Below are 13629 nucleotides of genomic sequence, written 5' to 3'. Positions count from 1 at the left end.
TTTTTACCACCCGGAGCGGCAGGCTCAATTGTTGCTCAACTCCACAGAATGCGATTGACCGGTCTCGGTCAACTTCATAGGCTCATTCCAGCTTGACGGGCTCCGCCGAAACGGAGGCCGGACCACTTGCATGGGGGAAGTTCATGCGTAAGAGAACCAAGCTGGCCACACTCGTCGTCGCCGGAGTAATGCCGCTCGTCGCGGGTGCGGCGCCGGCCTCGGCGGTCGTCACTCCGAAAAGGTCGTGCCCGGTCGATTACGGGGTCCTGATCACCTCGCACTCGGCCTATCGGATTCCCGCCTCGGGGGCCTACTTCAAGGACGGTCCGGGCGGCACCATCACCGCCTCCGTCACCAGGGCGTCCACCATCACGTACAGCGTCTCCGCCTCCCTGGAGGTGAGCGCGAGCTACCTCTTCGCCTCGGCCAAGGCGTCGGTGAGCGGCAGCATCACGAAGTCCGTGGCGATCACGACCGGCCACACGTACTCGCACAACATCCACTCCAACAAGTACGGGAACCTGCAGTACGGCTCCAATGGCTTCAAGGTCGGATGGGAGTCGAACCGCACGAACCCGAATTGTTCGGTGACGACGCTCGCAAGCGGAACGGCCAAGCTTCCGGCGACTTCGGTCGGCTGGCACTACTGGGAAACCAGTAGCTGATAATTCTTCAAAACAAATGCCCCGGTAACCATTCCTCTGGTTACCGGGGCATTTGTTTCGGTGAATTCACACCGCCCTGTTCACTTCTGGCTGTCGGTTCCCGGCTCCTCCGACGAGTCCGACTCGTCGACGGCGACCGTTTCGGAAGCCTCCTCAGCGGCGGCCTCTTTGGGGGCGGCCTCCTTCGGGGCTACCTCCTTGGGGGCGGCCTCCTCAGCGGCGGCCTCCTTCGGGGTGGCCTCCTCGACAGGCTCGGTGGTCGTCTCCGCGGCGGGCTCCGGAGTCTTCTCCGAGGTTCCCAGTTCCGCGGCCACCGCCGCCGACGTCTCCGCCGACTCCGCCAGCACCTCGTCGGCCACGAGCTCCGCGGCCTCCTTCGCCGCGGACAGCAGCACCGTGTCCTGCGGCGCCTGGTCCTCGAAGTTCTCCGGGTGGTGGCAGGCGACCTGCTGGCCGGGCTTCAGTTCCAGGAGCGGCGGCTCGGTCGTCTTGCAGATCTCCGTGGCCTTCCAGCACCGCGTGTGGAAGCGGCAGCCGCTCGGCGGCGCGATCGGCGAGGGCACGTCGCCCTTGAGCAGGATGCGCTCGCTCTTCACGTTCCGGCGCTTGGGGTCCGGGATCGGCACAGCGGACATCAGCGCCTTGGTGTACGGGTGCATCGGCGCCTTGTAGAGCGAGTCGCGGTCGGCGAGCTCCACGATCTTGCCGAGGTACATCACCGCGATCCGGTCCGAGACGTGCCGGACCACCGACAGGTCGTGCGCGATGATCACGTACGTCAGGCCGAGCTCCTGCTGAAGGTCGTCGAGGAGGTTGACGACCTGCGCCTGGATCGACACGTCGAGCGCCGAGACCGGCTCGTCCGCCACGACCAGCTTCGGGTTGAGCGCGAGCGCGCGGGCGATGCCGATGCGCTGGCGCTGACCGCCGGAGAACTCGTGCGGATAGCGGTTGTAGTGCTCGGGGTTGAGGCCGACGACCGACAGCAGTCGCTGGACCTCCTTCTTGACGCCGCCCTCGGGAGTGACGCCCTGCAGCTTGAACGGGGCACTGATGATCGTGCCGATCGTGTGCCGGGGGTTCAGCGACGAGTACGGGTCCTGGAAGATCATCTGGACGTCACGGCGCATCGGGCGCATCGCGCTCACACCGAGGTGCGTGATGTCCTTGCCCTCGAACTCGACCTTGCCCGCGGTCGGTTCGAGCAGCCGCGTGATCAGCCGGCCCATGGTGGACTTGCCGCAGCCGGACTCGCCCACGACGCCCAGGGTCTCCCCCGAGCGCACCTCGAAGTCGAGGCCGTCGACGGCACGCACCGCGCCGACCTGACGCTGCAGCAGGCCCTTGCGGATGGGGAAGTGCTTCTGCAGCCCGGTCACCTTAAGCAGGACGTCACCCGGGGCGGCGTCCTTGGTGAGGGTGGCGCCGCCTTCGTCCTGTGCCTGTGCGGGAATGGTCACTTCCGCGTCCTTGGCTTCTTCGCTCACAGCTTCGGCGCAATCTCTTCGGTCCAGATGCGTTCCCGCTGCTCCTGGGTCATGTGGCAGGCGGCCCAGTGCCGTCCGCCGACCTCGGTCAGCTCGGGGCGGACCGTGCGGGTCACGTTGTCCTTGGGAACGTCCGCGTACGGGCAGCGCGGGTTGAAGGCGCAGCCGGACGGGATGTTGATCAGCGAGGGCGGGGAGCCCTTGACGGGGATGAGGCGCTCGGTCTGCTCACGGTCCAGGCGCGGCATCGATCCGAGCAGCCCCCAGGTGTAGGGGTGCCGGGGCTCGTAGAACACCTTCTCCGCCGGACCGCGCTCGATGCAACGGCCGCCGTACATCACCAGGATGTCGTCGGAGAGTTCCGCGACGACGCCCAGGTCGTGGGTGATGATGATGACCGCGGAGCCGAACTCCTTCTGCAAGTCCCGGATCAGGTCGAGGATCTGCGCCTGGACGGTCACGTCCAGGGCGGTCGTCGGCTCGTCCGCGATGAGCAGTTCGGGGTTGTTGACCAGCGACATCGCGATCATCGCGCGCTGGCGCATACCGCCGGAGAACTCGTGCGGGTAGCTGTCGACGCGCTTGTCCGGCTGCGGGATGCCCACCCGGTCGAGCATCTCGACCGCGCGGCGCTTCGCCGTCTTCTTGTCCACGTTGTTGTGGATGCGGTACGCCTCCACGATCTGCTGACCGATCGTGTAGTACGGGTGCAGCGCGGACAGCGGATCCTGGAAGATCATCGCCATCTCCCGGCCGCGCAGCTTGCGCACGTAGTCCGGGTCGGCGGACAGCAGTTCGGTGCCGTTCAGCCAGATCTCGCCGGAGATCTGCGCCTTGCGCTTGCCGTACTGGCCGGCCGTGTGCAGGCCCATGATGCCGAGCGAGGTCACCGACTTGCCGGAGCCGGACTCGCCCACGATCCCGAGGGTCTTGCCCTTCTCCAGCTGGAAGGAGAGACCGTCGACGGACTTGACCAGACCGTCGTCGGTCGGGAAGTGCACCTTCAGGTCGCGTACTTCGAGGAAGGCGGCCGGGGTGTGCGTGGCGGTGGGCTCGCCCACGGCTGCTCCGGTCTTGCTGAGTTCGGTCATGACAGCCTCACGCGGGGGTCGATCACGGCGTACAGGATGTCCACCACGAGGTTGGCGAGGAGCACCGCGAGAGAAGTGATCAGGGTGACGCCCAGGATGATGGGCAGGTCCTGGTTCTTGATGGCGTCGAGCACCGCACGGCCGAGACCGGGCAGGTTGAACGTGGACTCCGTCAGGATGGCGCCGCCGATGAGGGCGCCCAGGTCCATGCCGAGCATGGTCAGGAGCGGGGTCATCGTGGAGCGCATGGCGTGCTTGCCGATGACGACCTGCTCCTTGAGGCCCTTCGCGCGCGCCGTACGGATGTAGTCCTCGCCGAGGATCTCCAGCATGGTGGCGCGGGTGATCCGCGCATACATCGCCGCGTACAGGAAGGCGAGGGTGACCCAGGGAAGGACCATGCTCTCGAACCAGCGAGCGGGGTTGTCGCCGAGGGGCACGTACTGCGCGTCGATCCAGTGCAGGCCGAAGTCGAAGATCGCCAGGCTGAGCAGACCCGTGAAGTAGATGGGGAGGGAGACACCGGACAGGGCGACGACCATCGCGCCACGGTCCCAGATGCTGCCCCGCTTGAGCGCGGAGAGCACACCGGCCGCGACACCGAAGATCAGCCACAGCACGGCGGCACCGAGCGCGAGACCCAGGGTCACCGGGAAGCGGTCGGTGAGCACCGGCCAGACGGCCTGCTCGCTGCGGAAGGAATAGCCGAAGCAGGGCGCCGCACAGTGCGTGACGTCGCCACCGCCCGAATAGGTGCGGCCGGCGAAGATGCCCTTGAAGAACTCCCAGACCTGGGAGTAGATCGGGTCGCTCAGGCCCAGCTTCTGCCGTACGGCCTCGACGGCGGCCGGGTCGGCCTGCTTGCCCACGAAGCTCGAGGCGATGTCCACACCCGCCCACTTGGGGATGAGGAAGAAGATGCCGAAGACCACCATCACGATGACCACGAGCATCACTGCGGCGGCGAACAGCCGCCTGATCAGGTAAGCGAGCACAGCTTACGGCCCGCCGCGGGACCGCGGGCCACCGGAGGTCATCCGATGGCCCGCGACCACGCCGCGCCGGCCTTCACCTGCCTTTCGTGCCGTACGGCGGGTGTGCCGGGATTACTTTGCGGACTTCAGACCGAGGTTCACGAAGTCGTACGTACCGCTGTAGTTGTCCGTCGTGTAGACGTTCGCGAGGTTGTCGCCGCGCCAGTTGATGAACTTCTCGAAGGTGAAGGGCAGGTAGTACGCGCCCTCCATGACCTTGTGGTTGATCTCGGTCGAGAGCTTGGTCTTGCCCGCGGCGTCCAGCGTGGTGACGTACTGGTCGAACAGACCGTCGATGGTCTTGTCGTTGATCAGGGCGAAGTTGTTGTTACCGCTCGGTGCGATGTACTTGCTGTCCCACAGCGGCAGACCGAAGCCCTGGACGGTCGGGAAGTCCGGACCCCAGCCCATGATGATGATGCCGTAGCCCTTCTTCTTCACGTTCGAGGGGCTGCCGATGATGCCGGTGGTCTGCGAACCGTCGAACTGGTCGATCTGCGCGGTGATGCCGATCTTCTTCAGCGACGCCTGGAGCGACTGGGCCGTGGCCACCTCGACCGGCTTGTTGTTCCGCACCGCGATGGTGGTGGAGAAGCCGTTCGGCTTGCCGCACGCCTTCAGCGCCGCCTTGGCCTTCTCGACGTTGCCGTTCTTGTCGGCGCCGGCGATGTTGTACGGGTCGTACTTCTGGCCCTCGGCGCCCGGGACGGACGGCGGGAGCATGTTGGTGCCGATGTCACCACCGGCGATCGGGCCACCGCGCGCGGTCTGCAGAGAGACGTGGTCGGCGCCGAGGATGACCGCCTTGCGGCACTCGACGTTGTCGAACGGCTTCACGCTCTGCGGGAAGGCCGCGTAACGGATGTAACCCGAGGTCGGGTTGTCCAGGTTGCCCTTGTGCTCCTTCAGGGCGGTGGTGCGGCCCTGCGGGGACATGCCGGTCTGGTTGATGTCCAGGTCCAGGTCACCGTTGAGCAGACGCTGGTCCAGCTGGTTGGCGTCCGAGTAGAACTGGACGGTGATCTTGTCCGGGTACGCCTTGCGGACCGGGTCCGAGGCCTGCTTCCAGTTCGCGTTGCGCACCAGCGTCAGGCTCTTGCCAGGGCTGTAGGACTCGAACTTGTACGGGCCGGAGGAGAACGGCTTCAGGCCGTACTTGGACTTGGTGTCCATGTCCTGGCGGACCGGGGAGGCCGAGACCAGACCCAGCACCTCCTGGAAGTCCGAGTTGGCCTTGGGGAGGTGGAAGACGATTGTCTTGTCGTCCGGCGTGGTGATGGCCTTCAGGCCCAGCTTGTCCTTGGACGTGTCCTTGTAGGGACCCTTGTACTCGCCCTTGGGGTCCAGGAAGTCCTTGAGGTACGTCGGACCGCCGGACAGCACGTCCTGCGCCCACACGCGCTCGATGCCGTACTTCACGTCCTTGGACGTGATCGCCTTGCCGTCCTCCCACGTGATGCCGTCACGCAGGGTGTACGTGTAGGTCTTGCCGTCGTCCGTGACCTTCGCGAGACCCGTGGCGAGGTCCGGCGTGAGCTCGGCGCCGGCCTTGCCCGGCTCCGCCTTGCCCGTGACCAGCTGGCGGCTGTAGTAGCGCGCGAAGTCCCACATGAAGCCGTAGTAGCCACGCGTGGTGTCCCACGAGTCGGCGTCCTGGGCACCGCCGAACCGCAGCGTGCCGCCCTTCTTGACCAGGGAAGCCTGGGCGACCTTGTTGTTCGCGGCGTCGAAGCCGGCGGCGCCGGTCTTCGAACCGTTGTTGTCGTCGCTGCCTCCGCCGCCGCACGCCGCCGTGGTCAGCAGTGCGGCGACCGCAGCAGCGGCGGCAAGCGCCTGCTTACGCCGCCCTGAGGTGCGTTGGGTAGTCACGATCTCGGATCCTCCGGATTTGATGAGAGACCCCGTGTTGGTGCCACGGGACGCTTGGGGTGCGGCAGTTCAGCGGGAGGCCTTCGGGTCCAGCGCGTCCCGCACGCCGTCGCCGAAGAGGTTGAAGGCAAGGACGGTGATGAAGATCGCCACACCAGGGACCACCATGTACATGGGGTCGGACTCGTAGTAGTCGATCGCGCTCGACAGCATCTGTCCCCAGGACGAGGTGGGCGGCTTGACGCCCACACCCAGGAAGCTGAGTGCCGCCTCGGTGAGGATGTTCGTGGGGATCATCATCGTCGTGTAGACGATGATCGGCGCGACCAGGTTGGGCAGCAGTTCCTTGAACAGGATGTAGAAGCGCCCGGCGCCCAGCGATCGCGCGGCCTCGACGTACTCGCGCTCACGCATCGAGAGCGTCTGGCCGCGCACCACGCGTCCGATGTAGGGCCAGCCGAAGAAGCCGATGACCAGGATCATCACGAACACACGCACGTTGGAGCCGGACAGGCCCAGCATGTCGTTCGGCATCACCGAGACCAGGGCGATCGTGAACAGGAGTTGCGGGAAGGCCAGCAGGCCGTCCATCACGCGGCTGATGAGCGAGTCCACCCAGCCTCCGAAGAAGCCCGCCAGGATGCCGAGCACGGTGCCGAGGACGACCGCGACGACGGCGGAGAGGAAGCCCACCAGGAGCGAGACGCGGGCACCGTAGAGGATGCGGGCGAGGATGTCGCGGCCGTTGACGGGCTCGACGCCCAGCAGGTGGTCACCGCTGATGCCGCCCAACGACCCCGTGGGGGTGCCGAACAGAGGGTCGATCAGCTTCTCGTTGAAGGTGTCCGGGTCCTGACCGAGCAGGTGGGTGATCACTGGCGCCAGCAGGGCGATCACGATGAGGACGAGCACGACGATGCCGCCGGTCAGGGCGAGCTTGTCCCTCTTCAGGCGCTCCCAGGCGATCCGGCCCAGGGAACGTCCCTGCACGACCTTGTCGCCGGCGGCGGCAGCCGCCGCTTCTTCGGCCGCACTCGGTGCCGCGTCCGTGGTCGGCTCGTGCAATGGTGCCGTCATCGTGGCAGGGACCCCTCTCAACCGGCGGTAGCCGGCCCACACGTGCCGCTTGTAGCGGCGTGATCAGTCCGTCGTACACAGGGGCTAAACCCCCTGGAGCGGGAGTCTTCAACGCCTCGGCGATCTGTAGCCAGACTTGACGGTGAATGGATGCGTAAACGTGATGCTGACAGGGGTGTTCCGTTATCCGGACGGTGGGTAACGGGGGTCGGACACGGGGCAGTTGGGACTCCGGAGGTTAATACGGGCATTACCCGGACGTTCCCTTGCCATCTACGCGCGAAGAAATGCAGAGCCGCGGTGAAGGTACCGTGCCGATCCTTCACGGTCCGCCGGACGGTGGATCAGTATCCGCCGGGCGCCGGTGGATAGCCGTACCCACCCGCCATCGGAGCCTGGGCGGGGGCCGCGGGAGCCGCGTGGGCCTCGCGGTCGTAGAACGGCCGCGCGTTGGCGCGCAGCCACATCGCCACCGGGTCGTACTCGTCCGACATCGCGACGGTCGACACGGGCAGCCCGTCCGGAACCGCGCCGATGGACTGCTGCATCATCGCCCGCACCGAGTCGACGGCGGGCGGCGAAGTGTCGTAGACGTCCAGCCCGATGGCCAGATACGGCGCCCCGAGCGCCGGCTGCACCCAGGCGCGGCGCAGCGAGCGCACGGCGGTGGTGCGATGAGCGTTCTGCGTGAGCAGGGCGTAGAACTGCGGGATCTCGATGCCGGGTTCGGACATGCGCAGCGGACCGGCGGGCTGGCGCTCCAGACCCGCCGCGATTCTGCGCAGATCGAGCCATGGGATACCGACCCCGCCGCCCGGGGCGTGCGGATTGAGCCAGAGCCCGAAGTGGTCGGGGTAGAGGGTGCGGGCCACGTCGAGACCGTCGACGACCTCGTACGACCTGTTCCAGCCGCTGGCCGAGAGTTCCTGGGCGGAGGTGACGCACGGCGCGTAGCCGAAGCCCTCCACCTCCATGTTCCCGTACTGGGCGTCCGGGGAGCCGGCCTGGCCGTGCCAGAGCAGCATCCACACCTGGCCGGACGACGGGGTCGCGAGCGCGCGAAGGAGCGCCTCGTAGGCGTCGTAACGCCCGGGCGTCACCTGGCGCAGCATGTGCTCGACCTGACCGGCCGCGGCCGTGCCCGACGCGCTCACCTTCAACCGCCCCTTCGCGAAGAAATCATGACGTCGACCAACACCTCGGCCGAACCCCGGCCGAGCCATGAAACCAGCTTAAGCGGCGAATGCGCTCCGCCGGGGGAGCCGTTGAGAGCTCGGGGCCCGTTGTGGTCGGGAGGCTGCGGCTCGTTCGTGGCCGGGCGCGCCCACGCGGCGGAGCCGCACAATGGTCACAGCCTCGCGCCCCTTTCGGGGCGCTTCTACTGGGCCTGCTGGTAGAAGGGCCGCACCTGGGCTCGCATCCAGTCGGCCACCGGGTCCTGGGCGACGTCGAGGAGGACGAGGTTCACCGGCCACTTGACCGCGACGCGGGCGAGGGCGCGGGCGAGGGCGTCCATGGGGAGCGTCCGGAGGTCTCCCTCCCACACGGCGAGTTCGACCCCGACGAACATGACCGGGTCGTCGCCCTCGATGCTGGCCAGGCAGCGGCGGGCGGTCAGGACGACTCCCGTCGCCGTGAACTCGGCCGAGGCGGCGGCGAAGAAGTCCACCGGATCGTCCTGCCAGTCGGGCTCGTAGAGCTTCACCCGGCCACCGCTCGTGGGCCCGTCCAGCGGGGTGCGCCCGGTCCGGCACAGCTCGGCGACCGCGAGGGGCGGCAGCGGTACGCCGACCACCCCGTCCGGGTTGATCGCGATACCGACCTGCGGGGGCAGCCCGCGGGCGAACTCGACGGCGGGCGCGATCGTGTACGACAGATGGCCGCCGGCGACCTGGCGGAACTGCTCCTCGGAGCTGAAGACCGGCACGTACGCCTGACCCTCGATCTCCAGGGTGGGCAGGTCGAGGGATCCCGCGTGCGGTCCGCCGCCGTTGGGCAGCGGCACCCAGACGAAGCTGCGGCCGAGGACCTCGACGATGCGGCCGCCGGCCGAGGGCACTCCGAGGGACGCGGAGAGCACCTCCTCCAGCTCGTTGCCCGGCCAGCCGCCGTGCGAGTGGGGGTGCGGGCCGGGTTGCGGGTACGCCGGTACCGAGAAGTCCGGGAAGTCGGGGATGTCCATCTGTCTACCTGTCTACCGCCTGCGGTGAACCACTGTTCTGGTGTTCTGGCTGGAAAGGTTAGTGGGCCAGTACGACTTCCCGACCGCTCACGGCCCCGCTCGACTGCTCTCGGCCACTCGCGGCCGTTTCTCAGTCACCGAAGCCGATCCGCCGCAGTACGTCCGCCGCGTCCCGGTCGAGGAGCACCGCCGAGCCGCAGCCCTCCGGCAGGTCGCCCCGCTCGACGGAGCGCAGCAGCCGGGCGACCGCGCCCCGGTGACGGGCGAACGCGTACCGCGACACGCCCCGGCCGCGCTCGCGCTGGCCCTCCAGCGCCGTGCGGGGCGTGACGTCGAGCAGCAGCAGGTGGAGGGTGCCGCCGCGGCGCTGGGCCTCGCGGGCGAGCCAGCGGCGCACCCAGGCCTGCGCACCGCAGTCGTGCACGACGAGCCCGGCGCCGGAGCGCAGGGCGCGACGCAGGCCCGCGTAGTGCGCGAGGCGGACGAGGGGCCGGTAGACGGCGTACGGCAGCCGGCCGCCCGTCCGCCCGTCCCAGCGGTCCCGGGTGTCCTGGGAGTCGATGCGCGGGCCCTCGACGGCGCGGCGCATCAGGGTGGACTTGCCGCTGCCCGGCAATCCGGTGACCACGACGACATCGGCCGCCGCGAAGTGCAGACCGTGCGGAGAGTGTCCCGCGCGCTCTCTGAGGTCGCGGACCACGGCTGTCGGCAGCGCTCCGCACGTCTCCCGGGTCCTGGCCGGGGCACCGGGCTGCTCGGGCAGCGCGAGGCCCGAGGTCGTGGCGTACGCCGTGGTCCTGTTCACCGTGATCGTCCTCCCCTTGGGTCTGGAGTCCCATCCCCGTCGAGTGTAAAGAGAAGGTAATGCGCGGTGTCTCTCGTTTCCGTACGCGGACTGCCACAGGCCGGTTACAGATGCGGACTGCCATGATCGGACGGCGCGTGCGATGATGTGCCCGCCAACTGCATACCGGCCGCTTGAATCCGCGCGGGAGAGTTCCGGGAACCTTCGGGTACCCGGGCGCCGAAGGAGCAAGTCCCTCCCTTGAATCTCTCAGGCCCCGTTACCGCGCGGGCGAGGCACATCTGAAAAGCGGGCCGCTGTCCAGTGGCTCCACCCAAGGTGCAAGTCAGGACCTCCGTTCGCGGGGTCGTGATGAACCTCTCAGGTTCCGATGACAGATGGGGAGGAACGACCTCGCCGTCATGCCTTGGGAGCCCCACCGATGAGCAGTAACGCACCCCGTCTCACCGCGCTCGATGCCCTGCATCGCTCGCTCGGCGCGACGATGACCGACTTCGCGGGCTGGGACATGCCCCTGCGCTATGGCTCCGAGCGCGACGAGCACCTCGCCGTGCGCACCCGGGCCGGTCTCTTCGACCTGTCGCACATGGGCGAGATCACGGTCACCGGACCGCAGGCCGCCGCCCTGCTCAACCACGCGCTGGTCGGCAACATCGCCTCCGTCGGCGTCGGCCGCGCCCGCTACACGATGATCTGCCGGGAGGACGGCGGCATCCTGGACGACCTGATCGTCTACCGGCTGGCCGAAGACGAGTACATGGTCGTCGCGAACGCCTCCAACGCCCAGGTGGTGCTGGACGCGCTGACCGAGCGTGCCGCCGGCTTCGACGCCCTCGTGCGCGACGACCGCGACGCGTACGCGCTGATCGCCGTGCAGGGCCCCGAGTCCCCCGGCATCCTCAAGTCGCTGACCGACGCCGACCTGGACGGGCTGAAGTACTACGCGGGCCTGCCGGGCACCGTCGCGGGCGTCCCGGCGCTGATCGCCCGCACGGGCTACACGGGCGAGGACGGCTTCGAGCTCTTCGTGGCCCCGTCCGACGCCGAGAAGCTGTGGCAGGCGCTGACGGACGCGGGCGCGCCCGTCGGGCTCGTCCCCTGCGGCCTGTCCTGCCGCGACACGCTGCGCCTGGAGGCGGGCATGCCGCTGTACGGGCATGAGCTGACCACCTCGCTCACCCCCTTCGACGCGGGGCTCGGGCGGGTCGTGAAGTTCGAGAAGGAGGGGGACTTCGTGGGGCGTGCCGCGCTCCAGGAGGCCGCCTCCCGCGCCGAGGAGAACCCCCCGCGGGTCCTCGTCGGGCTGGTCGCCGAGGGCCGTCGCGTGCCGCGCGCCGGGTACCCGGTCGTCGCCGACGGCAAGGTGATCGGCGAGGTCACCTCCGGCGCGCCCTCCCCGACGCTGGGCAAGCCGATCGCGATGGCGTACGTCGACGCCGCGCACGCCGCGCCGGGCACGGCCGGGGTCGGCGTGGACGTCCGGGGCAGCCATGAGCCGTACGAGGTCGTGGCGCTGCCGTTCTACAAGCGCCAGAAGTAGCTTCGGGGCCGAGCTGCGGGGCCGAAAGGGCCCCGTCCAGCGCGCCCACGTGACGCACGCCGCTGTGTCACGTCTCGTATCCCAAGACCACTCGGTCATCCCGTTCATCCGCACTCCCCCGCGTACAGGAGAATTCAGGCCATGAGCAACCCCCAGCAGCTGCGCTACAGCAAGGAGCACGAGTGGCTGTCGGTCGCCGAGGACGGCGTCTCGACGGTCGGCATCACCGAGTTCGCGGCCAACGCGCTCGGCGATGTCGTCTACGCCCAGCTTCCGGAGGTCGGTGACACGGTGACCGCGGGCGAGACCTGCGGCGAACTGGAGTCGACCAAGTCGGTCAGCGACCTGTACGCGCCGGTCACCGGCGAGGTCGTGGAGGCCAACCAGGACGTGGTCGACGACCCGTCGCTGGTGAACTCCGCCCCCTTCGAGGGTGGCTGGCTGTTCAAGGTACGCGTCACGGACGAGCCGGCCGATCTGCTCTCCGCCGACGAGTACACCGAGTTCTCCGGCTCTTAAGGACTTCTGACTGATGTCGCTTCTGAACACGCCCCTGCACGAGCTGGACCCGGACGTCGCCGCCGCCGTCGACGCCGAGCTGCACCGCCAGCAGTCCACCCTGGAGATGATCGCCTCGGAGAACTTCGCTCCGGTCGCGGTCATGGAGGCCCAGGGCTCGGTCCTGACCAACAAGTACGCCGAGGGCTACCCGGGCCGCCGCTACTACGGCGGCTGCGAGCACGTCGACGTGGTCGAGCAGATCGCCATCGACCGCGTCAAGGCGCTCTTCGGCGCCGAGCACGCGAACGTGCAGCCCCACTCGGGCGCCCAGGCCAACGCGGCGGCGATGTTCGCGCTGCTGAAGCCGGGCGACACGATCATGGGTCTGAACCTCGCGCACGGCGGGCACCTCACCCACGGCATGAAGATCAACTTCTCCGGCAAGCTGTACAACGTGGTCGCGTACCACGTGAACGACGAGACCGGTCAGGTCGACATGGCCGAGGTCGAGCGCCTCGCCAAGGAGTCCAGGCCGCAGCTGATCGTGGCGGGCTGGTCGGCCTACCCGCGTCAGCTGGACTTCGCCGCGTTCCGCCGGATCGCGGACGAGGTCGGCGCGTACCTGATGGTCGACATGGCGCACTTCGCGGGCCTCGTGGCCGCGGGCCTGCACCCGAACCCGGTGCCGCACGCCCACGTGGTCACGACCACGACCCACAAGACGCTGGGCGGCCCGCGCGGTGGCGTGATCCTGTCCACCGCCGAGCTGGCGAAGAAGATCAACTCCGCGGTCTTCCCCGGCCAGCAGGGCGGTCCGCTGGAGCACGTGATCGCCGCGAAGGCCGTCTCCTTCAAGGTCGCCGCCTCCGACGACTTCAAGGAGCGCCAGCAGCGCACGCTGGACGGCGCGCGGATCCTGGCCGAGCGCCTGGTCCAGGACGACGTCAAGGCCGTGGGCGTGGACGTCCTGTCCGGCGGCACGGACGTGCACCTGGTCCTGGTCGACCTGCGCAACTCCGAGCTGGACGGCCAGCAGGCCGAGGACCGTCTCCACGAGGTCGGCATCACGGTCAACCGGAACGCCATCCCGAACGACCCGCGGCCGCCGATGGTCACGTCCGGCCTGCGCATCGGCACGCCCGCCCTCGCCACCCGCGGCTTCCAGGCCGAGGACTTCACCGAGGTCGCGGACATCATCGCCGAGGCGCTGAAGCCCTCATACGACGTGGAGTCCCTCAAGTCCCGGGTCTCCGCCCTGGCCGACAAGCACCCGCTGTACCCCGGCCTGAAGTAGTACAGAACCAGTTCCTGCGAAAGTTCACTTTCGTACAGAAATTCGCATGGAACGTACGATTCACCGGGACGCCGCGCACACTGG

At 68.3% G+C, this 13629-nt stretch carries 12 protein-coding genes and 2 riboswitches; of the genes, 4 read left to right on the top strand and 8 right to left on the bottom strand.

Features of this window, described 5'->3' with window-relative positions; all coding sequences use genetic code 11:
• Positions 1–143 precede the first annotated feature (143 nt).
• Entirely contained in the window at positions 144–665 is a 522-nt protein-coding gene (locus tag ACZ69M_RS27800) for a hypothetical protein (RefSeq protein WP_470053997.1), read from the top strand.
• An 80-nt stretch (positions 666–745) separates the two neighbouring features.
• Here ACZ69M_RS27800 and ACZ69M_RS27795 read toward each other — a convergent pair whose 3' ends face one another.
• The 8 genes from ACZ69M_RS27795 to ACZ69M_RS27760 form a co-directional block, all read right to left on the bottom strand.
• Entirely contained in the window at positions 746–2125 is a 1380-nt protein-coding gene (locus tag ACZ69M_RS27795; RefSeq protein ID WP_470053995.1) for an ABC transporter ATP-binding protein, read from the bottom strand.
• Positions 2126–2148: 23 nt separating this feature from the next.
• Positions 2149–3243, bottom strand: a complete 1095-nt coding sequence (locus ACZ69M_RS27790) for an ABC transporter ATP-binding protein (RefSeq protein ID WP_470053993.1) — start codon at positions 3241–3243, stop codon at positions 2149–2151.
• Positions 3240–4238, bottom strand: a complete 999-nt coding sequence (locus ACZ69M_RS27785; RefSeq protein WP_470053991.1) for an ABC transporter permease — start codon at positions 4236–4238, stop codon at positions 3240–3242. Before ACZ69M_RS27785 ends, ACZ69M_RS27790 begins: the two co-directional genes overlap by 4 nt.
• A gap of 111 nt (positions 4239–4349) precedes the next feature.
• Complete coding sequence (locus tag ACZ69M_RS27780) at positions 4350–6146, bottom strand: ABC transporter substrate-binding protein (protein WP_470053990.1); 1797 nt, start codon at positions 6144–6146, stop codon at positions 4350–4352.
• Positions 6147–6215: 69 nt separating this feature from the next.
• Positions 6216–7223 carry an ABC transporter permease gene (locus ACZ69M_RS27775; RefSeq protein ID WP_470053988.1) on the bottom strand — a complete coding sequence of 336 codons (1008 nt, stop codon included), beginning with the start codon at positions 7221–7223 and terminating at the stop codon, positions 6216–6218.
• 344 nt (positions 7224–7567) lie between these two features.
• Complete coding sequence (locus tag ACZ69M_RS27770; RefSeq protein ID WP_470053986.1) at positions 7568–8377, bottom strand: enhanced serine sensitivity protein SseB C-terminal domain-containing protein; 810 nt, start codon at positions 8375–8377, stop codon at positions 7568–7570.
• A gap of 224 nt (positions 8378–8601) precedes the next feature.
• The gene (locus tag ACZ69M_RS27765; RefSeq protein WP_470053984.1) at positions 8602–9405 is read right to left on the bottom strand and encodes an enhanced serine sensitivity protein SseB; all 804 of its coding nucleotides are present in this window, start codon (positions 9403–9405) and stop codon (positions 8602–8604) included.
• A gap of 130 nt (positions 9406–9535) precedes the next feature.
• A complete protein-coding gene (locus ACZ69M_RS27760; protein ID WP_470054400.1) occupies positions 9536–10216 on the bottom strand; it encodes an AAA family ATPase in 681 nt (226 codons plus the stop codon).
• A gap of 168 nt (positions 10217–10384) precedes the next feature.
• Positions 10385–10485, top strand: a riboswitch (glycine riboswitch).
• A riboswitch (glycine riboswitch) is annotated at positions 10486–10597 on the top strand.
• A 34-nt stretch (positions 10598–10631) separates the two neighbouring features.
• Between ACZ69M_RS27760 and gcvT the strand changes: the two genes are divergently transcribed.
• From gcvT to glyA, 3 genes are all read left to right on the top strand, one after another.
• Positions 10632–11750, top strand: coding sequence for a glycine cleavage system aminomethyltransferase GcvT (gcvT, locus tag ACZ69M_RS27755; protein ID WP_470053982.1), 1119 nt, complete (start codon positions 10632–10634; stop codon positions 11748–11750).
• A 141-nt stretch (positions 11751–11891) separates the two neighbouring features.
• Positions 11892–12269, top strand: coding sequence for a glycine cleavage system protein GcvH (gene gcvH / locus ACZ69M_RS27750; RefSeq protein WP_054234610.1), 378 nt, complete (start codon positions 11892–11894; stop codon positions 12267–12269).
• 13 nt (positions 12270–12282) lie between these two features.
• Positions 12283–13545, top strand: a complete 1263-nt coding sequence (gene glyA / locus ACZ69M_RS27745; RefSeq protein ID WP_470053980.1) for a serine hydroxymethyltransferase — start codon at positions 12283–12285, stop codon at positions 13543–13545.
• The last annotated feature ends 84 nt before the right edge of the window (positions 13546–13629 follow it).

This window comes from Streptomyces sp. NPDC107454, assembly GCF_055582885.1.
The sequence above is the reverse complement of the archived record's forward strand: the minus strand, read 5'-3'. Positions and strand labels throughout refer to the sequence as shown.

What these genes read in the sequence shown, in the direction of transcription:
- ACZ69M_RS27800 (WP_470053997.1), top strand. Translation starts at nt 144, where the DNA reads ATGCGTAAGAGAACCAAGCTGGCCACACTCGTCGTCGCCGGAGTAATG.
- ACZ69M_RS27790 (WP_470053993.1), bottom strand. Translation starts at nt 3,243, where the DNA reads ATGACCGAACTCAGCAAGACCGGAGCAGCCGTGGGCGAGCCCACCGCC.
- ACZ69M_RS27775 (WP_470053988.1), bottom strand. Translation starts at nt 7,223, where the DNA reads ATGACGGCACCATTGCACGAGCCGACCACGGACGCGGCACCGAGTGCG.
- ACZ69M_RS27765 (WP_470053984.1), bottom strand. Translation starts at nt 9,405, where the DNA reads ATGGACATCCCCGACTTCCCGGACTTCTCGGTACCGGCGTACCCGCAA.
- gcvT (WP_470053982.1), top strand. Translation starts at nt 10,632, where the DNA reads ATGAGCAGTAACGCACCCCGTCTCACCGCGCTCGATGCCCTGCATCGC.
- gcvH (WP_054234610.1), top strand. Translation starts at nt 11,892, where the DNA reads ATGAGCAACCCCCAGCAGCTGCGCTACAGCAAGGAGCACGAGTGGCTG.
- glyA (WP_470053980.1), top strand. Translation starts at nt 12,283, where the DNA reads ATGTCGCTTCTGAACACGCCCCTGCACGAGCTGGACCCGGACGTCGCC.